The 25,659-nt window shown below is 77.5% G+C and carries 24 protein-coding genes; 17 read left to right on the top strand and 7 right to left on the bottom strand.

What is annotated here, in order from left to right; genetic code table 11:
• Positions 1 to 109: 109 nt before the first annotated feature.
• Positions 110 to 619, top strand: coding sequence for a MaoC family dehydratase (locus ACI79X_RS12760; protein ID WP_073421586.1), 510 nt, complete (start codon positions 110 to 112; stop codon positions 617 to 619).
• Between the two features lie 37 nt (positions 620 to 656).
• On the opposite strand, the gene ACI79X_RS12755 is transcribed toward ACI79X_RS12760, so the two are convergent.
• The gene (locus ACI79X_RS12755) at positions 657 to 1,082 is read right to left on the bottom strand and encodes an NUDIX domain-containing protein (RefSeq protein WP_457025774.1); all 426 of its coding nucleotides are present in this window, start codon (positions 1,080 to 1,082) and stop codon (positions 657 to 659) included.
• A gap of 80 nt (positions 1,083 to 1,162) precedes the next feature.
• Here ACI79X_RS12755 and ACI79X_RS12750 point away from each other — a divergent pair, with 80 nt between their 5' ends.
• The 5 genes from ACI79X_RS12750 (at position 1,163) to ACI79X_RS12730 (ending at position 4,476) form a co-directional block, all read left to right on the top strand.
• Positions 1,163 to 1,786 carry a DUF6758 family protein gene (locus ACI79X_RS12750; protein WP_457025773.1) on the top strand — a complete coding sequence of 208 codons (624 nt, stop codon included), beginning with the start codon at positions 1,163 to 1,165 and terminating at the stop codon, positions 1,784 to 1,786.
• A 118-nt stretch (positions 1,787 to 1,904) separates the two neighbouring features.
• A complete protein-coding gene (locus tag ACI79X_RS12745) occupies positions 1,905 to 2,063 on the top strand; it encodes a hypothetical protein (RefSeq protein ID WP_457025772.1) in 159 nt (52 codons plus the stop codon).
• Positions 2,064 to 2,070: 7 nt separating this feature from the next.
• Positions 2,071 to 2,700, top strand: coding sequence for a PH domain-containing protein (locus ACI79X_RS12740; RefSeq protein WP_457025771.1), 630 nt, complete (start codon positions 2,071 to 2,073; stop codon positions 2,698 to 2,700).
• A gap of 43 nt (positions 2,701 to 2,743) precedes the next feature.
• On the top strand, positions 2,744 to 3,601 hold the full coding sequence (locus ACI79X_RS12735) for a PHP domain-containing protein (protein WP_457025770.1): 858 nt from the start codon (positions 2,744 to 2,746) through the stop codon (positions 3,599 to 3,601).
• A gap of 29 nt (positions 3,602 to 3,630) precedes the next feature.
• Positions 3,631 to 4,476, top strand: coding sequence for a RecB family exonuclease (locus ACI79X_RS12730; RefSeq protein WP_457025769.1), 846 nt, complete (start codon positions 3,631 to 3,633; stop codon positions 4,474 to 4,476).
• Between the two features lie 37 nt (positions 4,477 to 4,513).
• Here ACI79X_RS12730 and ACI79X_RS12725 read toward each other — a convergent pair whose 3' ends face one another.
• The 4 genes from ACI79X_RS12725 to ACI79X_RS12710 are packed head-to-tail and all read right to left on the bottom strand — an operon-like array spanning position 4,514 to position 9,080.
• Entirely contained in the window at positions 4,514 to 5,377 is an 864-nt protein-coding gene (locus ACI79X_RS12725; protein WP_457025768.1) for an oxygenase MpaB family protein, read from the bottom strand.
• Complete coding sequence (locus tag ACI79X_RS12720; RefSeq protein ID WP_457025767.1) at positions 5,374 to 6,276, bottom strand: alpha/beta fold hydrolase; 903 nt, start codon at positions 6,274 to 6,276, stop codon at positions 5,374 to 5,376. Before ACI79X_RS12720 ends, ACI79X_RS12725 begins: the two co-directional genes overlap by 4 nt.
• 56 nt (positions 6,277 to 6,332) lie before the next feature.
• Positions 6,333 to 7,481, bottom strand: a complete 1,149-nt coding sequence (locus tag ACI79X_RS12715) for an outer membrane protein assembly factor BamB family protein (RefSeq protein WP_457025766.1) — start codon at positions 7,479 to 7,481, stop codon at positions 6,333 to 6,335.
• A gap of 18 nt (positions 7,482 to 7,499) precedes the next feature.
• Positions 7,500 to 9,080 (bottom strand): DEAD/DEAH box helicase, encoded by a 1,581-nt coding sequence (locus ACI79X_RS12710; protein WP_457025849.1) that lies wholly within the window; start codon positions 9,078 to 9,080, stop codon positions 7,500 to 7,502.
• A 512-nt stretch (positions 9,081 to 9,592) separates the two neighbouring features.
• Between ACI79X_RS12710 and ACI79X_RS12705 the strand changes: the two genes are divergently transcribed.
• A complete protein-coding gene (locus tag ACI79X_RS12705; RefSeq protein ID WP_457025765.1) occupies positions 9,593 to 10,243 on the top strand; it encodes a ferritin-like fold-containing protein in 651 nt (216 codons plus the stop codon).
• A gap of 55 nt (positions 10,244 to 10,298) precedes the next feature.
• Here ACI79X_RS12705 and ACI79X_RS12700 read toward each other — a convergent pair whose 3' ends face one another.
• Positions 10,299 to 10,535 (bottom strand): DUF3107 domain-containing protein, encoded by a 237-nt coding sequence (locus ACI79X_RS12700; RefSeq protein WP_089402287.1) that lies wholly within the window; start codon positions 10,533 to 10,535, stop codon positions 10,299 to 10,301.
• Positions 10,536 to 10,631: 96 nt separating this feature from the next.
• Entirely contained in the window at positions 10,632 to 11,273 is a 642-nt protein-coding gene (locus ACI79X_RS12695; RefSeq protein ID WP_457025764.1) for a TetR/AcrR family transcriptional regulator, read from the bottom strand.
• A 68-nt stretch (positions 11,274 to 11,341) separates the two neighbouring features.
• On the opposite strand from ACI79X_RS12695, the gene ACI79X_RS12690 reads away from it, so the two are divergent.
• From ACI79X_RS12690 to ACI79X_RS12645, 10 genes are all read left to right on the top strand, one after another.
• Positions 11,342 to 12,421: an alpha/beta fold hydrolase gene (locus ACI79X_RS12690; protein ID WP_457025763.1), complete on the top strand. Its 1,080-nt coding sequence runs from the start codon at positions 11,342 to 11,344 to the stop codon at positions 12,419 to 12,421.
• 324 nt (positions 12,422 to 12,745) lie between these two features.
• Positions 12,746 to 13,552, top strand: coding sequence for a DUF3152 domain-containing protein (locus ACI79X_RS12685; RefSeq protein ID WP_457025762.1), 807 nt, complete (start codon positions 12,746 to 12,748; stop codon positions 13,550 to 13,552).
• A gap of 8 nt (positions 13,553 to 13,560) precedes the next feature.
• Positions 13,561 to 14,958, top strand: coding sequence for a hypothetical protein (locus ACI79X_RS12680; protein ID WP_457025761.1), 1,398 nt, complete (start codon positions 13,561 to 13,563; stop codon positions 14,956 to 14,958).
• A gap of 90 nt (positions 14,959 to 15,048) precedes the next feature.
• On the top strand, positions 15,049 to 16,209 hold the full coding sequence (moeZ, locus tag ACI79X_RS12675) for an adenylyltransferase/sulfurtransferase MoeZ (RefSeq protein ID WP_457025760.1): 1,161 nt from the start codon (positions 15,049 to 15,051) through the stop codon (positions 16,207 to 16,209).
• Between the two features lie 95 nt (positions 16,210 to 16,304).
• Positions 16,305 to 16,889 carry a TIGR03086 family metal-binding protein gene (locus ACI79X_RS12670; protein ID WP_457025759.1) on the top strand — a complete coding sequence of 195 codons (585 nt, stop codon included), beginning with the start codon at positions 16,305 to 16,307 and terminating at the stop codon, positions 16,887 to 16,889.
• A gap of 87 nt (positions 16,890 to 16,976) precedes the next feature.
• The gene (locus tag ACI79X_RS12665) at positions 16,977 to 17,909 is read left to right on the top strand and encodes a hypothetical protein (RefSeq protein ID WP_457025758.1); all 933 of its coding nucleotides are present in this window, start codon (positions 16,977 to 16,979) and stop codon (positions 17,907 to 17,909) included.
• Positions 17,906 to 18,241, top strand: a complete 336-nt coding sequence (locus tag ACI79X_RS12660) for an MGMT family protein (protein WP_457025757.1) — start codon at positions 17,906 to 17,908, stop codon at positions 18,239 to 18,241. The genes ACI79X_RS12665 and ACI79X_RS12660 overlap by 4 nt, the downstream gene beginning before the upstream one ends.
• 61 nt (positions 18,242 to 18,302) lie before the next feature.
• Positions 18,303 to 18,848 (top strand): dihydrofolate reductase family protein, encoded by a 546-nt coding sequence (locus ACI79X_RS12655; RefSeq protein ID WP_457025756.1) that lies wholly within the window; start codon positions 18,303 to 18,305, stop codon positions 18,846 to 18,848.
• 56 nt (positions 18,849 to 18,904) lie between these two features.
• Complete coding sequence (locus ACI79X_RS12650) at positions 18,905 to 22,105, top strand: ATP-dependent helicase (protein WP_457025755.1); 3,201 nt, start codon at positions 18,905 to 18,907, stop codon at positions 22,103 to 22,105.
• On the top strand, positions 22,102 to 25,509 hold the full coding sequence (locus tag ACI79X_RS12645) for an ATP-dependent helicase (RefSeq protein ID WP_457025754.1): 3,408 nt from the start codon (positions 22,102 to 22,104) through the stop codon (positions 25,507 to 25,509). Before ACI79X_RS12650 ends, ACI79X_RS12645 begins: the two co-directional genes overlap by 4 nt.
• The last annotated feature ends 150 nt before the right edge of the window (positions 25,510 to 25,659 follow it).

Raw genomic sequence — 25,659 nt, 5'->3', positions numbered from 1 at the left:
TGGGTCACCGGCGCCGCGTGGTGGGCAACTGGCCCCATCCGTCCCACGGGGCCCGTCCTCGCGCGCGTGCCGCGCCCTCTCACCGCACGACGACGTCGGGAGAGCACACGTGCAGTTCGGTCGGTACTACGAGGAGTTCGAGGTCGGCGCGGTCTACAAGCACTGGCCCGGGAAGACCGTCACCGAGTACGACGACCACCTGTTCTGCCTCATCACGATGAACCACCACCCGCTGCACCTGGACACCCACTACGCGGCGGAGACCACCGACTTCGGCAAGAACGTCGTGGTCGGGAACTACGTCTACTCGCTGCTGCTCGGCATGAGCGTCCCCGACGTCTCGGGCAAGGCCATCGCCAACCTGGAGATCGAGTCGCTGCGGCACGTCGCCCCGACCTTCCACGGCGACACCATCTACGGCGAGACGACGGTGCTCGACAAGACGGAGTCGAGGTCGAAGGACGACCGCGGCGTCGTCTACGTCGAGACGATCGGCTACAAGCAGGACGGCACGGTCGTGTGCGTCTTCCGCCGCAAGGTCATGGTGCCCAAGCGCTCCTACGGCGAGGCGCGCGGCGGCGAGCAGCCCGGCCGCCCGGAGCCCAAGCCCCGTAGCTGAGAGGGCCCGAGCCGGCGCGCCGGGGCGCGCCGCCCGCTCAACCGGGCAGCGCGCCCCAGCCGCGCAGCGTCTCCAGCAGCCGCGGCGTGCAGGCCAGCCGGTCGAGCTCGGCCGCGTCGGCGAACACGACGGCGTCCGCGTCGTCGCCCGGCACCGGTGCGGCCGGGCCGGCGAGCGTGCACGTGAAGTCGGCGACCTCGTAGACGACGCCGGCGCCGGGGATGGTCACCCGCCCGACCTCCGCGCCGACGGTCACCGCCAGGCCGGTCTCCTCGCGGACCTCGCGCGCCACCGCGTCGACCAGGGACTCCCCCGGTTCCACGCGGCCGCCGGGCACCGACCACAGCCCCCGGCCCGGTTCGTTGCGGCGGCGCACCAGCAGCAGCCGGCCGGCGTCGTCGAGCACCACCGCGCCCACGCAGGCCTGCACCGGCAGGCCGGCGGCGGGGGAGTCGAGCGGCACCCGCGCAGGGTACGGCGACACGGACCGGGACCGTCCGTGTGCGCTTGACGGGAACGGCGCGTGACAGGACGGTGTCTCCGATGAGCGCCTCCCCGGTCTGCCCCCGCTGCGGCGAGCCGCTCGTCGTCCGCCCCGGGGACTCGGCGCAGGCCTGGTGCCACCTGCACGGCGCCGTCACCCCGCTGCACCACACCGCCGTCATCGCCCACGACGCCATCGCCGCCGTCACCGCCGACGCCCGCGTCCCCGCCTGGGTGCCCGACCCCGTGCCCGCGGGCTGGTCGGTCACCGGCCTGGCGTGGGGCGGGGAGCCCGGCGCACGGGCGATCGTCGTCGGCTGCGCCGGGCCCGCGCCGCTGGGCGGGCCCGCGGAGATGGTGCTGGTGGCCGAGGAGCCGGGCACCGGGGTCGGGTGCGGCTACGCCGGGCTGCCCGGGCTCGACCCCGGCGACGTCATCACCGGCCCGTCGGTGGCCTCCGTCGAGGCCGCGGGGCAGCACGCGCCGCTGTGGGCGGTCCCCACGTCCGACGACCGGGCCGCCTTCGTCGGCGAGGCCTACGGCGTGTGGCTGTGGCTGGTGATGTGGCCGATGGCGGCGGGCTGGCTGGTCGCCGAGCCGCTGCGGCTGCTCGACCTGCGCGAGCGGCTCTACCCCGACCTGCCGCTGGGGCCGCCGAGCGAGCACTTCCTGCCGGGGGAGTGACCGCACCGGCGTGTCCGCCGCCGCCCGGGCTGGGGCACGTGTTACCCATGGGGCAGGCCTCCGGGCCGAGCCGCGCGGGCACCGGGCCCGCCGGTCCGCGCGCACTCCGGAGGTGGCGGTGAACCTGAAGAAGGTGCTCGTCTGGCTGGCCATCGCCTTCGTCGTCTTCTACGTCATCCAGCAGCCGGAGTCCTCGGCCGAGATGGTCAAGAACGCCGGCGAGGCGCTCGGCGACGCCGCGTCCTCGATCGCCGACTTCGTCACCTCGCTGGTCTAGCCGGGCCGTGACCGGCCCCGCCGACGGCCGCCCGCCGCGGTGGGCCAAGGACGCCGCCAAGTACCTGCTGCCCGGCGAGCAGGCCGTCGTCGCCACCCGGCGGCACTGGGCGGTGCTGCTGTCCCCGGCGGCCCGCGCGCTGCCGGTGTTCGCGATCGGCGTCTGGGTGCTCACCCTCGACCCCGGCAACCGGTTCTCGGCCACCGTCGGCCTGCTGGTCGCCGTCGGCGCGCTGGGCTGGTTCGCGCTGCGCGCCGGCGAGTGGTGGATGCGGCACTTCATCGTCACCCGCCGCCGGGTGCTGTTGACCTCGGGGATCGTCGCCCGCACCGTCACCCTGCTGCCGCTGCGCCGGATCACCGACCTCACGTGGAAGGAGACGCTGCTGGGTCAGGTGCTCGGCTACGGCACCTTCCGGTTCGAGTCGGCCGGCCAGCAGCAGGCGCTGTCGCAGATCACCTACCTGCCGCGGGCGGACCTGCTCTACCACGAGGTCAGCGGGCTGCTGTTCGGCAGCGACTGGGGCAGCGGAGCCGGCGGCGACGACGAGGGCAACCCCGAGCCGGCCGCGCCGGCGCGCCCGCGGCACGACACCCAGCCCATCCCCGGCGCCCGCCAGGACCCGCCCGGCGCGTGAGGCTCCCGGCGCGCGCCGCCGCGCTGGGGGAGGCTGGACGCCGATGCTGATCGACCTGCACACCCACTCGTCGGTCTCCGACGGCACCGAGACCCCCGCCGAGCTCCTGGCCACCGCCCGCGCGGCCGGCCTCGACGTCGTCGCCGTCACCGACCACGACACCACCGCCGGCTGGGCCGTGGCCGCCGCGGCCCGCCCGGCCGGGCTCACCGTCGTCCCCGGCATGGAGCTGTCCTGCCGCTGGTTCCCCGCCCACGAGCCGCCGGTCAGCGTGCACCTGCTGGCCTACCTCTTCGACCCCGACCACCCCGCGCTGTCGGCCGAGCTCGGCCGGCTGCGCGCCGAGCGGCTCAGCCGCGGCGAGCGGATCGTCACCGCGCTGGCCGCCGCCGGGTACCCGGTGGTCTGGGAGCGCATCGTGCGGGCCTCCGCCGGCGGCGTGGTCGGCCGGCCGCACGTGGCCCGCGCGCTGGTCGAGGCGGGCGTCGTCGGGTCGGTCGACGAGGCGTTCGCCACGCTGCTGAGCCACCGCAGCCCGCACTACGTCGCCAAGGCCGACACCGACGTCCTCGAGGGCATCGCGCTGGTCCGCGCCGCCGGCGGGGTGCCGGTCTTCGCGCACGGCCTGGCCACCAAGCGCGGCCGGGTCGTCGACGACGCCGCGATCGCCGCCATGGCCGACGCCGGCCTGCTCGGCCTCGAGGTCGACCACCCCGACCACAGCCCCGCCGAGCGCGACCACCTGCGCGGCCTGGCCCGCGACCTGGGCCTGCTGGCCACCGGCTCCAGCGACTACCACGGCACCAACAAGACGACGCCGATCGCCGCCTGCCGCACCGACCCGGGGCAGTACGAGGCGCTGCTGGCCGCGGGCACCGGCAGCACCGTGTTCTCCGGCTGATCGTCGGCGCGCCCGGCTAGCGTGGGGGCGTGCAGTTGGAGATGCCCGGCATGCCGCGGCGGCTGTTCCCGGCCACCCCGAGCAAGCTGGCCGCGTTCGCCGACTGCCCGCGCCGCTACCGCTTCGCCTACGTCGACCGGCCCACCCCGCCCAAGGGCCCGCCGTGGGCGCACAACACGGTCGGCTCCGCGGTGCACGCCGCGCTGCGCTCGTGGTGGGAGCTGCCGCGCGACCGCCGCACCGCCGCCGCGGCGCGGCAGCTGCTCTACGGCGTCTGGTCCGACACCGGCTTCCGCGACGCCGAGCAGTCCGGGCAGTGGCGCGCCCGCGCCGCCGGCTGGCTCACCGACTACGTGCCCACCCTCGACCCCGACGACGAGCCGGTCGGCACCGAGCGGCAGGTCGCGGCGACGACGGCGGCGCTGGCCGTGTCGGGCCGGGTCGACCGCATCGACCAGCGCGGCGACGAGCTGGTGGTCGTCGACTACAAGACCGGCCGGGTGCCCAGCACCGAGGACGAGGCGCGCGGCTCACCGGCGCTGGCGCTCTACGTGCTCGGCGTCCAGCGCACGCTGCGCCGCCCCTGCCGCCGGGTGGAGCTGCACCACCTGCCCAGCGGCACGGTCGCGGCGTTCGAGCACACCGAGCGCTCGCTGGCCAACCACGTCCGCCGCGCCGAGGACATCGCCGCCGACATCGCCACCGCCACCCAGCGGGTGGAGGACGGCGCGTCCCCCGACGAGGCGTTCCCGACCGCGCCGGGCCGGCAGTGCGGCTGGTGCGACTTCCGGCCGAGCTGCCCGACCGGGCAGGCGGCCACGCCGGCGCGGGAGACGTGGAGCAGCCTGCCCGTCGACGACGACGCGGTCGTCTGACGCGGTCGTCCGGCGCCGGTCGTCCGGCGCCGGTCGGCTAGACGGCCTCGGCCGCCGCGGTGCGCTCGAACCCGGCGCGCACGATCGGCGAGCGCCGCGCCCGCTCGGGCACCGCGAGCAGTCCCGTGCGGAACGCCCGGAGCGCCGCCGTCGCCGCGGTGTCGGTGAGCGCCAGCCCCGGCAGCGACGCCAGCCGGCGGGCCCACGGCGGCAGGGTGGCCACCGCCAGCGAGGCCAGCGACCCCCAGGCCGGCCGGGCCGGGGTGAGGAACTGCACCCAGCGCGGCATCGGCGGGGCGACGACGAACCGCCAGGCGTCGCGCGCGGCGGGGGTCAGCGCCAGCTGCGGGCGGACCCGCGCGAAGTAGGCCTCGAGCTCGGCGACGGAGGCGGGGACGTCGTCCGGGTCGATGCCGATCAGCGCCGCCGCGGTGACCTGCTCGGCCACGTAGCGGTCGGCCTCGGCGGGCGTGACGACGCCGGCGCGGCGGGCGACGTCGAGCAGCGAGTCGACCTCGCAGGCGTGCACCCACAGCAGCAGGTCGGGGTCGTCGACCCGGTAGGTGCGCCCGGTGGTCTCCTCGGTGCCGCCGAGCCGCCGGTGCAGGCCGCGCACCCGGCGCACCGCCCGGATCGCCTCGTGGCGGGTGCCGAAGGTGAGCGTGTCGACGTACTCGGCGGTGCGGGTGAGGCGCTGCCACGGCGACTCGCGGAACACGGAGTTGCGGGCGACGCCGTCCATGGCGACCGGGTGCAGGGCCTGCAGCAGCAGCGCGCGCAGCCCGCCGACGCTGTAGACGGGGTCGGCGTGCACCCGCCAGGTGACGCTGTCCGGGCCGAAGAAGCCGAGCAGGTCCTCCTCCGGCGTCCAGTCCCGCGCCGAGGGCCGCACGCCGCTCACAGCGACGTCCAGAAGTCCTCGAGCGCCCGGAGGGTGCGGGGTGGGTTCTCGACGGCGGGGGAGTGGATGGCGTGCGGGACCACCTCGTGGCGGGCGCCGAGCCGCCGTGCCATGTCGGCCTGCTCGGCCGGCGACCAGGCGTCGTCGGCCTCGCCGTGCGCCACGAGCACCGGGATCCCCGTGGCGGCCAGCTCGGCCACCCGGTCGGGCTCGGTGGTCATCGCGTCGGCCATGCCGCGCAGCCCGGCGGCGGTGTTGCCGAGGAACCGGCGGGCGTAGAAGGCGCGGGTCGGCTCGGGCACGGCCTGGGCGCGCTCGTCGGTCATGGCCAGCTGCTCGAGGGTCGCCTGGACCAGCGGCACGCCGCCGGAGTCGAGCAGCGGGCCCAGGTGCTCCAGCAGCGCCACCCGCGGGCCGGTGAGCCGGGCGGGCCCGGAGCCGAGCAGGGTGAGCGAGCGGAACGCGGCGGGGTCGGCGAGCACGGCACCGCGGGCCACCAGCCCGCCGAAGCTGTGCCCCACGAGGTGCGGGACGCCGGTCTCCCCGGCGAGCACGTGCGCGACCGCGACGACGTCGGCGGCGAGCTCGGCGACGGTGTAGGCCGCCGGGTCGTCGGGCCCCGGGGACTCGTACTGCCCGCGCTGGTCGATCGCGACGACGCGGTAGCCGTCGGCGGCCAGCGGGGCCAGCAGCGGCGCGAAGTCCTCCTTGCTGCCGGTGTAGCCCGCGACCATCAGCACGGTGCCGCTCGGCCCGTCACCGCCGGTGTCGAGCGCGGCCAGCGGGCCAGCGCGGCCCGGCAGGGTGCGCGGGGTGGCGTCGTGGTCGGCGAGCTGCCGCAGGTCGTCGGAGGGCACGGCGAGGGTGGCGGACGGCTCGGGGCTCCCGGGCAGGACCATGCCCCCAGTCAACCCCGCCGCGGCGCGGCGTGCCGCCGAGGTCCCCCAGCGGTCGCTCAGCGGTAACCGAGCACCCGGTCCTCGAGCCGGTAGACCAGCGCCGGGCCGGCCACGGAGGTGCGCCCGCCGGGTGCCAGGCCGCCGTCGACGTCGGCCCGGCTGGTCTCCTCCCCGGTGGCGAGGTCGCGGAGCACGAAGCCGCCCTCCTCGGGCACCCAGACGGCGACCTCGCCCGTCGCGGCCTTGCCCGCCTCGAGAGCCGGGAGCCCCTGCGCGGGCCGCTCCCACCGGACCTCGCCGGTGGCCGGGTCGACCGCCCACAGCGTGCCGCGGGCCCACAGCAGCGCCAGGTCGCCGGCGCCGCCCTGCAGGAGGCCCCCGTCGCCGTCCGGCAGCGGGAGGGCCGCCGCCTCGGAGCCGTCGTCGGGGCGGGAGGCCAGCAGCGTGCCGCCGGCGGCGACGGTGACCAGCCGGTCGGCGCCCACGAGCGCCACGTCGCCGCCGTCGGCGGGGAGGGGGACGTCGCGGGTCCACCGCGCCTGGCCGGTGAAGGAGTCGAACAGCCGCAGCTGCAGCGCGCCGGCGCCGGGACAGCGCTGCAGCAGCGCCACCCCGGAGCTGCCGACGGCGGTGCCGTCGAGCGCGCAGCCCTCGTCCGCGGCGGTGCGCCAGCGGACGTTGTCGCCGGTCGGGTCGACGACCACGACGCCGGTGCGGCTGCTGGCGAGCACGACCTGCGCGGTGCCCTGGATCGTGGCGTCGCCGCGCAGGCTGAGGTTGCGCGTCCACTGCCGCACGCCGGTGGCGGCGTCGAGGGCGAGCGCCTCGTCGCAGCGGTCGGCCGTGCGGAACACCGCCACGACCAGCCCGTCGACGGCGGTGGCGCCGCACAGCCGGGCGTCGTCCCGGCGGTAGTGCCACGCCTCCTCGCCGCTGACGGCGTCGTGCGCGACGAGGCCGCGCTCGCCGGGCACCACGACCCGGCCCTCCTGCACCAGCTGCGCGGGCAGGCCGTCGCCGTCGGCCGACCAGGCCTGCGCGACCTGACCGGCCGGCGTCCCCTCAGGGAGCGGGGACGCCGGCGCGGTGGTGCTGTCGGTGGCCGCGACGCTGGAGCCGCGGTAGAGCAGGACGGCGACGAGCGCCAGCGCGAGCGTGGCCGCCGTCCAGACCCGGACCCGCAGCGGCGGGGGACGCAGCGCCACCTCCGGACGCGCGCGCCGTCAGGCGGCGGACTCGGAGTCGCCGCCGTCGCCGGTGTCGCCCGGGGACCCGGCACCGGCCTCGGCGGTCCCGGAACGGCGGCGGGAGCCACCGCGGCGGCGACGGCGGCGGCGCGCGGCGCCGTCGCCGGCGGGCGCGCCCTCCCCGGCGTCGGCAGCGGGGCCGCCCTCGGCCGCGGCGTCGGTGGCGGAGTCGGTGCCGACGTCGGCGGGCGAGCCGCCGGCCTCGGCGGGAGCGGAGCCGTCGGCCTGGCCGTCGGCGGGCTCGCCGCCGCGGGTGCGCCGCCGCGAGCGCGACCGCGAGCGGGCCGGCCGGTCGCCGTCCTCCCGGGTCTCCTCGCGCGCGGGGCCGCGGCCCGCGCCCTTGTTCTTCTTGCCGGTCTCGCCGAGGTCCTCGAGCACCTCGGCCTCGAGGCCCTCGCGGGTGCGCTGCGACCGCGGCAGCCGGCCCTTCGCGCCCTCGGGGACGTCGAGGTCGGTGTAGACCCACGGCGAGGTGGAGTACGTCTCCGGCGGGTCGGCGAAGGGCAGGTCCAGCGCCTTGTTGATCAGCTGCCAGCGCGGGATGTCGTCCCAGTCGACCAGGGTGACGGCGACGCCCTCGCGGCCGGCGCGGCCGGTGCGGCCGATCCGGTGCACGTAGGTCTTCTCGTCCTCGGGGCACTGGTAGTTGACGACGTGGCTGACGCCGGTGACGTCGATGCCGCGCGCGGCGACGTCGGTGGCGACGAGGACGTCGACCTTGCCGCTGCGGAAGGCGCGCAGCGCCTGCTCGCGGGCGCCCTGGCCGAGGTCGCCGTGCACGGCGGCCGCGGCGAACCCGCGGTCGACGAGCTCGTCGGCGACCTTCTGCGCGGTGCGCTTGGTGCGGCAGAAGACCATCGCCAGGCCGCGGCCGCGGGCCTGCAGCACGCGGGAGAGCAGCTCGGGCTTGTCGAGGTTGTGCGCCCGGTAGACGAACTGCGTGGTCTGCGGGACGGTCGAGCCCTCGTCGTTGCCGTGCGCCCGGATGTGGGTCGGCTGGGTCATGAACGACCGCGACAGCGTGACGATCGGGCCGGGCATCGTGGCGGAGAACAGCATCGTCTGCCGCTTCTCCGGGACCATCGCGAGGATCCGCTCGATGTCGGGCAGGAAGCCCAGGTCGAGCATCTCGTCGGCCTCGTCGAGGACGAGCACGCGGACCTTGCCCAGGATCAGGTGGCCCTGCTGCGCCAGGTCCAGCAGCCGGCCGGGGGTGCCGACGACGACCTCGACGCCGGCCTGCAGCGCGGAGACCTGCGGCTCGAACGCGCGGCCGCCGTAGATGGCCTGCACGCGGATGCCGCGCTTGGCGCCGGCGGTGCCGAGGTCGCGGGCGACCTGCACGCACAGCTCACGGGTGGGGACGACGACCAGCGCCTGCGGGACGCCGTCGCCGCCCTCGGCCGCCGGGACGACGCGCTGCAGCAGCGGGACGCCGAAGCCGAGGGTCTTGCCGGTGCCGGTGCGCGCCTGGCCGATGAGGTCGTTCCCGGCGAGCGCCAGCGGGAGGGTGAGCTCCTGGATGGCGAACGTGCGGGTGATGCCGGCCTCGGCCAGCGCCGCGACGACGTCGGGGTGGACGTCGAAGTCGCTGAACAGCGGGGCGGTCTCGGCGACCGGCGCGCCGCCGAGGGCCTCGACGGCCTGCTCGACCTGCTCGGGCGCCGGCGCGCCGCTCTCGGCGTGGTCGATCTCGGGGGTGGTGGGGGTGTTCTCGGTGGAGGTCAGGGTTCTCGCCTCTGGTCGGCTGGGGGAGCGGCCGGGGGCGACGGCGACGTCGCCCGGGCGCTCCGCGGTCGGGTGTCGCGGGATGCGTTCCAGCGCCGACGCGGCCAGCGGACCGGGGAGGACCGGGACGCACCCGGTGCCCGGTGGGGGCTCCTCGGGGCGTCTTCCGACGTTCGTCAGCGCACAGATACCAGCGGACCTGGCGGCCCGCCTGTTCCCATGGTAGCGCGGGCAGCGGTTAGCCTCGGTCGCCGCGCGGGGGTCCCCGCAGTCCGACCGGCCCCGCGGCGGGCCCTACGGCCGGTGCCCACCGGCCTGCTGACCTGCCCGGGAGGTGGCCCGTGACCGCGGCCGACCCGCGAGCCGTCGTCGACCTGCTCGGCGTCCTCGCCTACGCCGAGCTGACGGCGTTCGACCGCCTGGCCGAGGACGCGCGGATGGCGCCGACGCTCGAGGGCCGCGCCGCACTGGCGCGGATGGCGGCCGCGGAGATGGCCCACCACGACCGGCTCGCCGCCCGGCTGACCGAGCTCGGCGCCGACCCCGCCGTCGCGATGGCGCCGTTCGTGCCGGCGCTCGACGGCTTCCACGAGGGCACCCGCCCGCGCACGTGGCTCGAGGGCCTGGTGAAGGCCTACGTCGGCGACGGGCTGGCCGCCGACTTCTACCGCGAGATCGCGGGCTCGCTGCCCGAGCCGGACCGCTCGCTGATCCTCGACGTCCTCGCCGACACCGGCCACGCCGACTTCGCCGTGCGCGAGGTGCGCGCGGCGATCGCCGCGCAGCAGACGCTCGCCGGCCGGCTGGCGCTGTGGGGGCGGCGGCTGGTGGGGGAGGCGATCTCCCAGTCGCAGGCGGTCATCGCCGAGCGGGAGGGGCTGGTCGGGCTCCTCGTCGCGGGCACCGGCGACCTCACCGGCATCGCCCGCCTGGTCGACCGGATCACCGCGGCGCACACCGAGCGGATGCGCACGCTGGGCCTGAACCCCTGAGACGGCGGAGGGGCGCCCCCGCGGATGCGGGGACGCCCCTCCGGGACGACGTCGGTCAGGCGCCGGCGACGAACCCGACCCGGCGCTGGTCGGCCTGGGCGATCTCGACGTAGGCGATCCGGTCGACCGGGACGAGGACGCGGCGCCCTCGCTCGTCCTCCAGGGTCAGCAGCCCGTCCTTGGTGCCGCCGGACATGGCGGAGGCCACGTCGGCAGCGATCTCGTCGGGGGTCTTCGGGCTGTCGACGACCAGCTCCCGGGGGGAGTGCTGGACACCGATCTTGACTTCCACTCGGGATGCCTCCTCGTGTTGCACGGCTGGCGACCACGCTAGTCCAGCGCGGGCGCCGCGGCCCCGCCGCGGACCTGCGCCCAGAGCGAACGGCGGTCAGCCGGCGGCCGGCTCGCCCTCGACGCGGGGGAAGCGGGAGATGCCCCGCCAGGCCAGCGCCGACATCAGCGACACGGCGTCGTCGCGCGAGACCGTGCCCTTCTGCGCCAGCCACCAGCGGGCGCTGCTCTCGGCCAGCCCGGTCAGCCCGGACGCCAGGAGGTGCGCCTGCTCCGGCGAGCTGCCGGTGTCGCCGGCGATGACCTCGGCGATCGCCTCGACGCAGGCCCGGTTGCCGCGGTCGACGAGCGCGCGCACGTCGTCGTCGTTGCGCAGGTCGGACTCGAAGACGAGCTTGAACGCCCCGCCCTCGGCGTCGATGAAGTCGAAGTAGGCGCCGACGGCGCCGTGCACGCGCTGCCGGTTGTCCTCGGTGCCGGCCATGGCCTCGCGCACCCGGTCGGTGAGCTCGGTGACCTGCTGCTCGAGCAGCGCCAGGTACAGCTCCCGCTTGCCGGGGAAGTGCTGGTAGAGGACGGGCTTGCTGACGCCGGCGCGGTCGGCGATGTCGTCCATCGCCGCGGCGTGGAAGCCCTGGGCGACGAAGACCTCCTGCGCCGCCTGCAGCAGCTGGAGCCGCCGCGCGCCCCGCGGCAGGCGCGAGGTGCGGCGCACGGGGACCGGTCGGGAGGGCTGCATGGCGCCGGGGATGTTACCGGCGGGTCACCCGGCGCACGCGTCCCGGCCGCCTGGCATACCGTCGCCGCGTGCCCGAGGCCTCCCGCGCGCGCACCCGTCGGACTCCCGCGCCCCCCACGGTGGCGCCGTCGTCGACCGCCCGCCCGTCCACCGCGGACCTCGCCGTGCCGGCCGCGCCGCCCCCGGCCTGGCCGGGGGAGGAGGTCGAGGTGACCGGCGGGCGGGTGTTCGTCCGCGCCACCCCGTACGCCGGCCCGCCGGAGGGGCCTCGCGAGCGGGCGCTGTACGTGCACGGCCTCGGCGGCGCCTCGACCAACTGGACCGACCTCGCGGGCCTGCTCGCCGTCCGCTGCGAGGGCTGGGCGGTCGACCTGCCCGGCTTCGGCCGCTCGCAGCCCCCGCCGCGGGGCGCCTACTCGGTGCGCGGGCACGTGCGGGCCGTCGTCGACGTGCTCGAGCACGTCGCGGTGCAGCCGGGCGAGGCCGCCGGCCGGCCGGTGCACCTGCTGGGCAACAGCCTCGGCGGGCTGGTCAGCCTGGTCGCGGCCGCGCGGCGGCCGGACCTGGTCGCGTCGCTGACGCTGGTGTCCCCGGCCATGCCGGTCTACCGGGTGCCCGCCGCGTTCAGCCGGGCGCTGCTGCTCCTGCTGCTGCCGGGGATCCCCGCGCTCGCCGAGAAGCGGCTCGCGGCCGTGACGCCCGAGCAGTCGGTGCGCGGGATGATGCAGATGTGCTTCGGCGAGCCCGCCCGGGTGCCGCGGGAGCGCCTGGAGGCCGCCGTCGAGGAGGCCCGCGAGCGCGCCGCGCAGGGCTGGGCCAACCGGTCGCTGACCCGCAGCATGCGGGGGCTGATCACCTCCTACCTGCGGGTCGGCCGGGCCAACGCCTGGCGCATGGCCGCGTCGCTGCGCATGCCGACCCTGGTCGTGTGGGGCGACCGCGACCGGCTCGTCGACCCCCGCCTCGCGCCGCGGCTGGCCGCCGCCGTGCCGGACGCGCGGCTGCTGGTCCTGGAGACGGTCGGGCACGTGGCGATGCTCGAGGCGCCGGAGGAGACCGCGCGCGCGGTGCTCGGGCTCATGGAGGACACCGCGGGGGACACCGCCGGGGACGCGGGCCCCGGCGCGGGGGAGGCCCGGGCCGGCTGAGCCGGGCCGGCTGAGCCAGGCCGACGCGCCCTCCCGGTCCTGCCCGATCCCCGGGCCGTCGTGAGAGCCTGGGCACCGGGAAGCGCGGCGTCGCCGTCCGGGTGCGCTGCGCGACGGGAGGACGAGCGGCGAGGAGGCGGCACCGTGGCACGTCCGCCGTCCGGCCGGCAGCCCGAGCCGTTGCGGGCCCGCCCGCCCGTGCCGCCCCCGCCGCGCCCCCGCGACCTGCCGGGGGCCGATCGCCCGGGACCGGGCCGGCCACGGGCCGGCGGCCACCCGCGGGCCGACGACCACCCGCGCGCCGACCGCACCCGCCCTGCGGCCGTGCGCCGGCGGCCGGGCCGGCTGCGCCGCTTCGTCCGCCGGCACGGCTGGCGGGCCTACGCGATCCCGCTGCTCACCGTGGCCACGGTGCTGGCCCTCGTCGACGTCGTCGGCGCCCCGGACACCACGCCCGCCGCCTCGACCGGCGCCGCGCCGACCCCGGCGGAGGCCCCGGCGAGCAGCGAGGCCGCCCCGGCCACCCCCTCGCCGACCGCGCCGGCCGAGGGCGACGCCGGCCCGACCGACGTCGTCCCCCCGCCCGCCGCGGCCACCTACGTGGAGCAGGGCAGCGGCGAGGTCGCCGTCGTCCCCGGCAGCTCCGGCGTGTACGGCAGCGGGCCGCTGCAGCGCTTCGTCGTCGAGGTGGAGGGCGGCATCGGCGTCGACGGCGCGACGTTCGCCGCCGCCGTCGAGGCGACCCTCGGCGACCCGCGGTCGTGGGGGAGCGGCGGCCGGATGTCCTTCCAGCGCGTCGACACCACCGACGTCGGCTCCTACGACTTCCGGGTCAGCCTGGTCAGCCCCGGGAGCATGGAGCGCTACTGCCCCGGCGTGGGCACCGGCGGCTACACCTCCTGCCGCTACGGCGAGCGGGCGGTCATCAACCTGGCCCGCTGGGAGACCGCCGTCCCCGACTACCAGGGCGACATCGCCACCTACCGCCAGTACGTGGTCAACCACGAGGTCGGGCACGCGCTCGGCAACGGCCACCAGCCCTGCCCGGGGCCCGGGCAGCTCGCGCCGGTCATGCAGCAGCAGACCCTCGGGCTCGAGGGCTGCACGAAGAACGCCTGGCCCTTCCCCTGACCGCCGCGGTGGAGCTGCCCGACCTGCTGTCGCTGTCCTTCACCGAGGTCGCCCGCACCCGGCCGCGGTCGCTGCTCGCGCCCTTCCCCGACGTCGACCGCCCCGGCCCGGTCGCCGGGTGGCCGGCCGGCCTCGGCGCCGGGCCGCGGGCGCCGTTCTGCGCCGTCGTCCTCGACCTGGAGGAGGGGGACGACGGCGATGCCGACGGCGACGGCGACGGCGACGGCGAGGACGCCGACGGCGAGGCCGCGTGCGGGCTCCTGCTGCCCGGCGGGCCGGTGCTGGCCCGGCTCGACGAGGCCGCCGGACGGGTGGAGCTCGCCGCCACCGGCGTGGTGCTCGTCTCCGCCCCGGCCGCGGCGGCGCCGTCCGGCCTGGCCTGCGTGGTGCAGGAGAACCGGGTCACCGTGCTGGTGCGCCGCGGCGACTGGGTGCCGGTCCTCACCGCCGACGTCTCGGCCCGCGTCGACCTGCGGCTGCCCGCCGTCCTCGCGTCCGCCGAGTACGCCGCCGGCGCGCGGGGACCGCGGGTCCGGCGGGTACGGGCCGGCTGCTCGGGCCCGGCCGGGGTCCGCGACCCGCAGGTGGTGCGCACCGCCGACGGGCGGGCGCTGGTCCGCGACGGCCGGCTGTACCTGACGATGACCGGCGCCGGCCTCGGCGGCTTCCGGCAGGCGTCCTGGGGCGTCTGGACGCTCGCCCTCGACGACCCGACCCGGGCCGAGCAGGTGGCCGCGCTCTACACCGCCCGCGACGGGCTGCTGCTCGGCGACCACGCCGGCCAGCTCGTCGTCGACGAGGACGCCGGCACCACCACCGTGCTGGTGTCCTCGTGGGGCGACCACGACGAGCGGCGGGGCGTGCACCTGCGCACCGCCACCACCGGCGCCGACCTCCTCAGCGGCGTGCACGTGCTCGACACCGCGCCGGTGGACCTGCCGACGGCGGGCAGCGCCTGGGACCCGTCGCTGGCCCGGATCGGCGGACGCTGGCTGCTGGCCTTCACCGAGTGCGACTCCTTCGGCCCGCCGCGCTACCGCTTCCACCCGGCGCTCGCCGCCACCGACGACGCCGACCCGGTCCGCGGGCTCGTGCGGGTGGCCGCCGATCCCGGCCTGCAGCAGACCGAGGGCACCCTGCTGGTGCCGGCGGGGGAGGGCTGGGTGGTGCTCGCCAGCGACCGCGACGCCGGCCGCTACCTCGTCCACGACACGCGCCTGCGCCGCCTCGGCGAGCTGGCCGCGCCGTTCGGCACGAACATCCCGCACGCGATGGTCGTCCCCGGCGGGCCCGACGGCGCCACCCCGTGGCTGGTCACCTTCGACGGGACGCCGTGGCACGGGCACCTGCTCGGCTACGGCACGCACGGCGACCTGGTGGTGATGGCGGGGGAGCCCTGCACCTGACCCCGGCGGGAACAGCGGCGCGTGCCACGCTGTTGTGCGCACGAACGCCGGCCCCAGCGGGGCCGCTGGTCGCGACCCGAGGAGTCAAGCGTGTCCCTGCCACCCCTGGTGGAGCCCGCCGCCGACCTGTCGATCGACGAGGTCCGCCGCTACAGCCGCCACCTGATCATCCCGGACGTCGGGATGGACGGGCAGAAGCGGCTCAAGAACGCCAAGGTGCTCGCCGTCGGCGCCGGTGGCCTCGGCTCGCCGGTGCTCATGTACCTGGCCGCGGCCGGGGTGGGCACGATCGGCATCGTCGAGTTCGACACCGTCGACGAGTCCAACCTGCAGCGGCAGATCATCCACGGGGCCTCCGACGTCGGCCGCTCGAAGGCCGAGAGCGCGCGCGACTCGATCAAGGAGATCAACCCCTACGTCGACGTCCGGCTGCACGAGACGCGCCTGGACAGCGACAACGTGATGGGGATCTTCGAGCAGTACGACCTCATCGTCGACGGCACCGACAACTTCGCCACGCGCTACCTCGTCAACGACGCGTGCGTGCTGCTCGGCAAGCCCTACGTGTGGGGCTCGATCTACCGCTTCGACGGCCAGGTGTCGGTCTTCTGGGCCGAGCACGGCCCGAACTACCGCGACCTCTACCCGGTGCCCCCGCCGCCCGGGATGGTCCCCTCCTGCGCCGAGGGCGGCGTCCTGGGCGTGCTCTGCGCGACCATCGGCGCGATCCAGGCCACCGAGGCGGTCAAGCTCATCACCGGCATCGGCGAGACGCTGCTCGGCCGGCTGATGGTCTACGACGCCCTGGAGATGACCTTCCGCACGATCAAGGTGCGCAAGGACCCCGAGGCCGAGCCGATCACCGGGCTCATCGACTACGAGGCGTTCTGCGGCGTCGTCTCCGACGAGGCGCAGGCCGCCGCGGCCGGCTCGACGATCACCGTCGACGAGCTCAAGGACATGATGGACGCGGGCAAGGACTTCGAGCTCATCGACGTCCGCGAGCCCAACGAGTACGAGATCGTGTCCATCCCCGGCGCGACGCTCATCCCGAAGGACGAGCTGCTGTCGGGCCGGGCGCTGTCGCGGCTGCCGCAGGACAAGCCGATCGTGCTGCACTGCAAGACCGGCGTCCGCTCGGCCGAGGTGCTCGCCGCGGTCAAGAACGCCGGCTTCAAGGACGCCGTCCACGTCCAGGGCGGCGTGACGGCGTGGGCCACGCGGATCGACAAGACGCTGCCCACCTACTGACGGCGCCCCTGCGAGGGGCCATGTCACGCCTCACCGGGGCCCGGCACCTGCGTCTGCGGGTGCCGGGCCCCCGGCGTCTGTGTTGACTGGGGCGCGTGTCCGCACCCGACCCCACCGAGCTGCTGGAGCTCTTCCAGCGCGCCCAGGCCGCCTTCACCGACCGCGTCGACGCCGTCGAGCCCGGCCAGTGGGACCTCGAGGCCCTGCCCGGCTGGACCGTGGCCGACCTCGTCGCCCACCTCGTCGGCGAGGCCCACTGGGTCCCCGGCCTGCTGGCCGGCGAGCCGCTCGACGACGTCGCCGCGCGGGTGCCGGACGGCACGGGCGCGCTCCTCGGCGACGACCCGCTCACCGCGTGGGAGACGGTCGCCGACGAGGCGCTGGCGGCCGTCGCCGGCGCCGACCTCGTCGCGGGCACCGTGCACCTCTCCCGCGGCCCGACGCCGGCGTGGGAGTACGTCGAGGAGCTGACCACCGACCTGACGGTGCACTCCTGGGACCTCGCCCGCGCCACCGGCGGCGACGAGGTGCTGGACGCCGCCCTGGTCCGGGCCGCGGGGAGGCTGGCCGACCGGCTCCCCGCCGACGGCGTGCCCGGGCTGTTCGACGCCCCGGTGGAGGCGCCCGACGGGGCCTCGCCGCAGGAGCGGCTGCTGGCCCGCCTCGGCCGCCGGGTGTAGCCCGCCGGTGTGTCGGCCGCTCCGGGACGGCCCGGAGCGCGCCGCGCGTCCCTATCCTGCGGGCTCACGCCAGCAGGAGGTCATCCCATGAGCCAGCCGCCCTCGGGTCAGTACCCCGACGGCTCCGGCCAGCCGCAGCCCGGCCCGTACGGCCAGCCGCAGCAGCCCGGCCAGTACGGCGCTCCGGGCCCGTACGGCCAGCCCCAGCAGCCCGGCCAGTACGGCGCTCCCGGCCAGTACGGCCAGTACGGCCAGCCCCAGCAGCCCGGCCAGTACGGTCAGCCGCAGCCCGGTGCCTACGGACAGCCCGGTCAGTACGGGCCGCCCCACGGCCAGCCCGGCGGGCCCGGCGGCCCGGGCGGGGGCAGGAGCCGGCGCGGGCTGGTCATCGGGCTGATCGCCGGCCTCGTGGTTGTGATCGCGGCCGCCGTCACGCTCTTCTTCGTCCTCCGCGACGACGACCCCGCGCCCTCGGCCGACGACACCGCGACCACGACGTCGAGCAGCTCCTCCAGCAGCTCCTCGTCGAGCTCGTCGAGCAGCTCGTCGTCGTCGACGACCAGCGCGCCGCCGCCCGGCGGGGCCGGCTCCGGGGACCTGCTCGCGATCGTCCCGGCGGACTTCACCGACTGCACCGAGGCCCCGCTGGCCGGCGACGGCGACGTCGCGCACGCCACCTGCGGCGCCGCCACCACGCAGCCCGGTCCCCAGCAGGCGGAGTTCTACGCCTACCCCGACGCGGCGACGATGGACTCGGTCTTCGCCACCGACACCGAGGGCGCGCCCGCCATCCCCGACGGGCAGACCTGCGAGACGACGCAGGGCGCGGGCACCTGGACGGCGGCGTCGAACTCGGGGTCGGTCGCCTGCGCGATCGACGCCGACACCGGCCGGGTCGGCATCGTCTGGACCGACGACGCCGCGCTGGTCGAGGGCATCGTCACCGCCCCGGGCTCCACGCAGGCCGACCTCGCCGCGCTCTACGCGTGGTGGACCGCGAACAGCGGCTACCAGCTGTGAGCCGCCGGGCGCCCGGGGAGCCGCCGTCCCCGGGCGCCCGCGCGGTCCCCGACCCGGCCGACGTCGACGAGGCGGTGTTCGACGCCGTCGAGTCCATCCCGCCGGGCCGGGTGAGCACGTACGGGGCGATCGGCCGGCTGGTCGGCGTCGGCCCGCGCCGCGTCGCCCGCGCGCTGTCCGGCGGCGGGGGCGCGGTGCCCTGGTACCGGGTGGTGCGCGCCGACGGCAGCTGCGCCGAGCCCGTGCGGGTGCGCCAGCTCGAGCTCCTGGCCGGCGAGGGCGTGCCGCTGCGCGAGGGCCGGGTGGACCTGGCCGCCGTCGGCTGGCCCTGACGCGACGAGTCCCGGGGCCCGGGCCGGTCCGCCCCCTGGACCGCCCGACCGAGAAGACCCCGTGGCCACGCTGCTCCACTCCGCGACCGCGTCGCTGGACGGCTTCATCGCCGGCCCGGGCGGCGACATGTCCTGGCTGACGCCGCACCGGGCCGGGCCGAACCCGACCGCCGACCGGCTCCTGGCCCGGACGACGGCGATCCTCGCGGGCGCGGTCACCTTCGGCGGCGACGACCCGGACCGCGGCACCGAGCGGGAGGGCGCCTTCGGCGGGCAGTGGTCGGGGCCGGTCGTCGTCCTCACCCACCGCCCGCCCGCGCAGGCCCCCGACGGCGTCGCCCTCACCGACGACCTGCACCACGCCGTCGAGCTGGCCCGCGCGGCCGCCGGCGACGGCGTGGTGGACGTGCTCGGCGCCGACGTCGCCCGGCAGCTCCTGGCCGCCCGGCTGCTCGACGAGGTGCTGCTCTTCTTCGCGCCCGTCCTCCTCGGCGACGGCACGCGCGTCCTCGACGTCCCGGGCGGGACGCAGGTGCTGCTCGACCGCGTGCCCGGTGGGACCGAGCACTGGTACCGGGTCCGCTACCCGGATCCGCCCGCCGGCTGACGCCGCGCCCCGCGCGCGGCCGCGGCGATGTCGGACCTCCGTGGTGTCATCGAGGGGTGGCACTGCGGGGGGACACGACGCACGGGGACGGGGCGCCGGTCTACCGGCTCGTGCAGCCGGCCGCCGCGCCGGCACGGCGGCCGCGGCTGGACCCGACGCAGCAGGCCGTCGTCGACCACCCGGGCGGGCCGCTGCTCGTCCTGGCCGGTCCCGGTACGGGCAAGACGACGACGATCGTCGAGGCGGTGGCCGCGCGGATCGACCGCGGCGTCGACCCCGAGCAGATCCTCGTCCTGACCTTCAGCCGTCGGGCCGCCGCCGAGCTGCGCGACCGGGTCACCGCGCGGGTGGCGCGCACCATCCGCGAGCCGCTGGCCCGCACCTTCCACTCCTACGCCTACGGGGTGCTCCGCCGGGCGGCGCTGCTGCGCGGGGAGGCGCCCCCGCGGCTGCTCACCGCCGCCGAGCAGGACGCCGTGGTCGCGGAGCTGCTGCGGGGTGACCTGGCGGGGGAGGGCGCGGTCCGCTGGCCCGACCAGCTGATGCCGGCGCTGGCCACCGCCGGCTTCCGCGGGGAGCTGCGCGACCTGCTGCTGCGGGCCACCGAGCGCGGTGTGGACCCCGAGCTGCTGGCCGCCTGGGGCCGCGAGACCGGCACCGACGCGTGGCTGCACGCCGCGGCGTTCCTCGAGCAGTACGAGGCGGTCACCGCCTTCTCCACCGCCGGCGGCGGTGACGCCTCCGGCTACGACCCCGCCGAGCTGGTCCGCGCGGCGATCGCCGAGCTGGAGGACGACCCCGAGCTGCTGCGCGCCGAGCGCGCGCGGGCCCGCTGGCTGTTCGTCGACGAGTACCAGGACACCGACCCCGCGCAGGTCGAGCTGCTGCAGCTGCTGGCCGGCGGTGGCGGCGACCTGGTCGTGGTCGGCGACCCGGACCAGGCCATCTACGCCTTCCGCGGTGCCGAGCCGCGCGGCATCGTCGAGTTCCCCGACGCCTTCCGCACCGTCCGCGGGGAGCCCGCGCCGCGCGTCTCGCTGGGCGTGTGCCGCCGGTCGGGCCCGGCGCTGCTCGCGGTGAGCCGCCGGGTCGCCGAGGCGCTGCCCGGGCCGTGGGAGCACCGCCGGCTGGCCGCCGTCGACGGCGCCGACGAGGGCGCCGCGGAGGTGCACGTCTTCGGGTCGGCGTCGGTGGAGGCCGCCTACGTCGCCGACACCCTGCGACGGGCCCACCTGGTGGACGAGGTGCCGTGGGGCGAGATGGCCGTCGTGGTCCGCACCGCGCTGGCCATCGGGCCGCTGCGCCGCGCGCTCACCTCGGCCGGCGTCCCGGTGGAGGTCGGCACCGACGACCTCCCGCTGGCCGCCCAGCCGGCCGTGGCGCCGCTGCTGGCCGCGCTGCGCGCGCTGCTGCCGCGGCGGGACGCCGCGCCCGGCACGCTCGACCTCGACGAGCCCGGCGCCGAGGCGCTGCTGACCTCCCCGCTGGGCGGGGCCACCGTGCTCGACCTGCGCCGGCTGCGCCGGGCGGTGCGCATCGCGCAGGCCCAGCGCGGGGTCGACGCCGACGAGCGCGGCGAGCCGCTGGCCGCGGCGCTCGCCGACGAGGCGCTGCTCGAGGAGCTGCCGGAGGCCGTCGCCCGGCCCGCCCGGAGGGTCGCCGGCGTGCTCGCCGCCGGTCGCGTGGCGCTGGCGCGCGACGGCTCGGCCGAGGACGTGCTGTGGGCGATGTGGCAGCGCAGCGGGCTGGCCGGCCGGTGGGCGCGGGCGAGCGCCGCGGGCGGGGCGGCGGGCGCGGGAGCCGACCGCGACCTCGACGCCGTCGTCGCCCTCTTCGACGCCGCCGCCGGCTTCGTCGACCGGCTGCCCTCGGCCACCGTCGGCGCGTTCGTCGAGCACCTCGCGGCGCAGGAGCTGCCCGGCGTCGCCGGTGCGGGCCGCGAGTCGTCCGCCGACGCCGTCCGGCTGCTCACCGCCCACGCGTCCAAGGGCCTGGAGTGGGACGTCGTCTGCGTCGCCGGTGTGCAGGAGGGCATCTGGCCCGACCTGCGCGACCGCGGCACGCTGCTGGGCACCGAGCTGCTGGTGGAGCGCGTCGCGGGCATCGACGGCGCGGCGGTCGACCGGCGCGTCCAGATGCTGGCCGAGGAGCGGCGGCTGTTCTACGTCGCCTGCACCCGCGCCCGCAGGCGCCTGGTGGTCACGGCGGTGGAGGGCGCGCTCGACGGCCCCGACGCCGGCGCCACCGCCTCGCGGTTCCTCGACCTCGTCGCCGCCCCGCCCGACGAGGGCCGCCCGCTGACGCCGCTGCCCCGCTCGCTCACGCTGCCCGCGCTGGTCGCCGACCTGCGGCGCACGGTCAGCGACCCGCAGACCGAGCCCGCCCGCCGCTCGGCGGCCGCCGCGGTGCTGCGCCGGCTGGCCGACGAGGGCGTCCCCGGCGCCTCGCCGGCCGACTGGTGGGGCCTGGCGCCGCTGTCCGACGACGCGCCGCTGGTCCCCGAGGGCGAGCCGGTGCGGGTGCGCCCGTCGGCGATCGAGACCTTCCAGCGCTGCCCGCTCAAGTGGGTGCTCGGGGCGGTCGGTGCGGAGGCCTCGCCGGACTCGACCCGCACGGTCGGCTCGGCGGTGCACGCGGTGGCGCAGCAGGTGGCCGAGGGGCTGCCCGCCGCCGACGCGCCGGCCGCGCTGGCCGAGGAGCTCGACGCCCTCGACCTCGGCCCCGGCTGGGCCGACCAGCGGCAGCGCGTGGCCGCTCGCGACATGCTCGACCGGTTCCTGCGCTGGCACGCCGCCAACCGGCGCGAGCTGCTGGCCGCCGAGGCCGACTTCGACGTCACGGTGGGCCGGGCGCGCATCCGCGGCCAGGTCGACCGGCTCGAGCGCGACTCCTCCGGCCGGCTGGTCGTCGTCGACCTCAAGACCGGCCGCAGCCAGGCCAAGGGCATCGACACGCACGGCCAGCTCGCCGCCTACCAGGTGGCGGTCGCCGCAGGCGCGTTCGGCGAGCACGGCGACGCCCCCGGCGGGGCGGCGCTGCTGCAGGTCGGGTCCGGGGCGAAGGCCAAAGAGCAGGCGCAGGACCCGATCCCGGCCGACGTTCCGGTGGGGGAGACGTGGGCGGGCGAGCTCGTCGCGGAGGTGGGCGAGGGGATGGGCGCGGGCACCTTCGAGGTGCGCACCGGCAGCCACTGCTCACGGTGCCCGGCCCGCCGCAGCTGCCCGATGCACGAGCGCGGCCGGCAGGTCACGGCGTGAGCCGCCGGTCGACACCGGCGGAGGACCAGCTCGCCTTCGACGACGCCCTGTTCGGCGGGGCGCCCGAGCCGGCGCAGCCGCGGCGCCTCCTCACCCCGGCCGAGGTCGCCGAGCGGTGCGGGCTGAAGTACGCGCCGTCCGACGAGCAGGCGCGCGTGGTGTCGGCGCCGGCCGACCGGCCGCTGGTCGTCGTCGCCGGTGCCGGGTCGGGCAAGACCGAGACGATGGCCGCCCGGGTGTGCTGGCTGGTGGCCAACGAACTGGTGGCGCCCGACGCGATCCTCGGGCTGACCTTCACCCGCAAGGCCGCGAGCGAGCTCAACGAGCGCATCCGCATCCGGCTCGGCGCGCTGGCGCGGCACCCCGGCACCGACCCGGAGCTCAAGGAGCGGCTCGCCGTCGCGATGCCCACCGTGTCCACCTACCACGGCTACGCCGCCTCGCTGGTCAGCGAGCACGGGTTGCGGATCGGCGTCGAGCCCGGCGCGGGCGTCCTCGGCCCGGCCATGTGCTGGGGCCAGGCGGCGTCGGTGGTGTCGCAGTGGACCGGCGACATGGCCGACGTCCCGCTCACCCCGCTGACCACCGTCGAGGACGTGCTGGCGCTGGCCGGCGAGCTCGGCGAGCACGACATCTCCGCCGACGCGCTGCGCTCCTGGACGGCGCGGCTGGAACGGCAGGTCGCCGGCTACCCCGACGCGAAGGGCAAGCGCGGCCCGTACGCGCCCGTGCTGGAGATGCTCGCCCGGCAGCGGGCCCGGGTGGCGCTGCTGCCGCTGGTCGAGGCGTTCGAGGGGCGCAAGAGGGCCGCCGGCGCCATCGACCACTCCGACCAGGTGGCCCTGGCGGCGAAGGTGGCCGTCAGCGCGCCGGAGGTCGGGCGCCGGGAGCGGGCGCGCTGGCGGATCGTGCTGCTCGACGAGTACCAGGACACCAGCGTCGGCCAGCTGCGCATGCTCGAGGCGCTGTTCGGCCGCACCAGCGGGCACGCGGTGCTGGCCGTCGGCGACCCGCGGCAGTCCATCTACGGCTGGCGCGGCGCCTCGGCCGGCACGATCGAGCGCTTCGCCCGCACCTTCCCCGGCCTCCGCGGCCGGGAGGCGCAGCGGCTCACCCTCGCCACCAGCTGGCGCAACGACGGCGCGGTGCTCGACGTCGCCAACGCCGTCGCCGGGATGCTGCCCGCCCCGGAGGTGCCGCTGCCCGACCTCGCGCCCGCCCCCGGGGCCGGGCGGGGCCTGGTCACCGCCGGGCTCTACGCGACCGTGGCCGAGGAGACCGAGGCGCTGGCCGACCGGCTGGCCGCCTGCTGGCGCGGCGAGGACCCGGACGTGCCGCCGCGCGCCGACGGCCGCCCGCCCACCACCGCGGTGCTCGTGCGCACCCGCAAGCAGCTGCCCGGCATCGCCGCCGCGCTGCGCGCCCGCGGGCTGCCGGTCACCGTCGTCGGCCTCGGCGGGCTGCTCGAGGTGCCCGAGGTGTCCGACGTCGTCGCCACGCTCACCGTGCTGGTCGACCCCACCGCCGGCGACGCGCTCGGCCGGCTGCTCACCGGCGCGCGCTGGCGGATCGGCCCGCGCGACCTCGCCGCGCTGGAGTCCCGGGCCCGCGCGCTGGTGCACGGCCGCCGCCCGGCCCGCGACACCGACGAGGACGCGGCGGCCAGGCCGTCGGAGCGCGGCAGCATCGTCGAGGCCCTCGACGACCTGGGCGACCCGGCGGCCTACTCGCCCGCCGCGTACCGGCGGCTGCGCCGGCTCGGCGCGGAGCTGGCGCACCTGCGCGGCCGGCTGGGGGAGTCGCTGCCCGACATGGTCGACGACGTCGCCCGCGTCCTCGGCCTGGAGACCGAGCTGGCCAGCGTGCCCGGGGTGAGCCCCGGCGCCGCCCGGGCGCACCTTGACGCGCTGCACGCCGTCGCCGCGGAGTTCACCGAGCTGGCCGAGCTGCCCTCGCTGCCGGCGTTCCTCGGCTACCTGAAGGACGCCGAGGAGCGCGAGCGCGGCCTGGAGCCCGGCGAGGTCGCCGTCGACCCGGAGTCGATCCAGCTGCTCACCGGCCACTCCGCGAAAGGCCTGGAGTGGGACGTCGTCGCGGTGCCCGGCATGACCGCCGACCAGTTCCCCGCGCGCACCGACACCGCCGACTCGTGGGTGAAGGACCCGGGCGCCGTGCCGGTCGACCTGCGCCTCACCGACCGCGAGGAGCTGCCGCAGCTGCGCCTGCCGGTGCCCGGCTCCGGCGACCAGGCGGCGGTGCGCGCCGCGCTCGAGGACTACGTCGAGGAGTGGAAGCGCTTCGGCGAGGCCGAGGAGATCCGGCTGGGCTACGTGGCGGTCACCCGCGCCAAGCACCTGCTCGTGTGCTCGGGCAGCTGGTGGCGGGAGGGCGTCAAGCCCAACGGCCCGTCGGTGCTGCTCGACACCGTCCGCCGGGCGTGCGCCGCAGGGGCCGGCGTCGTCGTCGCCTGGGCCGAGCGGCCCGAGGACGGCGCCACCAACCCGGCGCTGGAGGAGTGGCCGGTCGGCGTGTGGCCCGCCGACCCGCTCTCCGCGCCCCGGCGCCGCGCGCTCACCGCCGCCGCCGAGCTGGTGGCCGGCGCCGCGCCGCACCCGCTCGACCCCGCCGCGGCGCTCGGCACCGCCGACCCCGAGGTGGAGCGCTGGGTGCGCGACGCGGACCTGCTGCTGCGCGAGCGGCGGCGCACCGCGCGGCCCACGGTCGAGGTGCCGCTGCCGTCGCACCTGTCGGTGTCGGAGCTGGTCACGCTGCGCCGCGACCCGGCCGAGCTCGCCCGTCGCCTGCGCCGGCCGATGCCCGCCGCGCCCGCGCCGCTGGCCCGCCGCGGCACCGCGTTCCACGCCTGGCTGGAGGAGCGCTTCGGCGCCGCCCGGCTGCTCGACCTCGACGAGCTGCCCGGCTCCGGCGACGAGTCGGCGCCCCCCGACGGCGCGCTCGCCCAGCTGCAGCAGGCGTTCCTGTCCAGCCCGTGGGCCGAGCGGCAGCCGGTCGAGGTGGAGGTGCCCTTCGAGACGCCGCTCGGTCCGCTGACCCTGCGCGGGCGGATCGACGCCGTCTTCGGCGACGCCGACAACGGCTTCGAGGTGGTCGACTGGAAGACCGGCCCGCCGCCGTCGGGTCCGGAGCTGTCGGCCGCCGCGGTGCAGCTGGCCGCCTACCGGCTGGGCTGGTCGCGGCTGGCCGGCGTGCCGGTCGAGCGGGTCAGCGCCGGCTTCCACCACGTCTCCGCCGGGGTCACCGTGCGCCCGGTCGACCTGCTCGACGAGGCCGGCCTGCTCGCCCTGGTCACCGGCCGGGCCGCCGCCGACGACCTGCCCGACGACCTGCCGCCCGAGCCCGACGACGACGAGCTCCCGCCCCCGCCCGACGACGAACCCGGTTGACGCCCGTGCCGGCCTGATCGCGTGGCCGTCGTCATCCGGCACCTCGAGGACACCGACGTGACCGACGTCGTCGCGCTGTCCCTGCGTGCGTGGGAGCAGGGTCACGCGCCCGCGCGGTGCCCGACCTCGCCCCGCAGCGCGAGGTCGGGC

The organism is Geodermatophilus sp. SYSU D01119 (assembly GCF_054049975.1).
This window is presented reverse-complemented; position numbering and strand designations above follow the sequence as displayed.

Bases quoted from the DNA above. Each gene is read 5' to 3' on its own strand.
- ACI79X_RS12720 (WP_457025767.1), bottom strand. From the start codon at position 6,276: ATGGTCCTGCCCGGGAGCCCCGAGCCGTCCGCCACCCTCGCCGTGCCC.
- ACI79X_RS12665 (WP_457025758.1), top strand. From the start codon at position 16,977: ATGAGCCAGCCGCCCTCGGGTCAGTACCCCGACGGCTCCGGCCAGCCG.
- ACI79X_RS12750 (WP_457025773.1), top strand. From the start codon at position 1,163: ATGAGCGCCTCCCCGGTCTGCCCCCGCTGCGGCGAGCCGCTCGTCGTC.
- ACI79X_RS12735 (WP_457025770.1), top strand. From the start codon at position 2,744: ATGCTGATCGACCTGCACACCCACTCGTCGGTCTCCGACGGCACCGAG.
- ACI79X_RS12695 (WP_457025764.1), bottom strand. From the start codon at position 11,273: ATGCAGCCCTCCCGACCGGTCCCCGTGCGCCGCACCTCGCGCCTGCCG.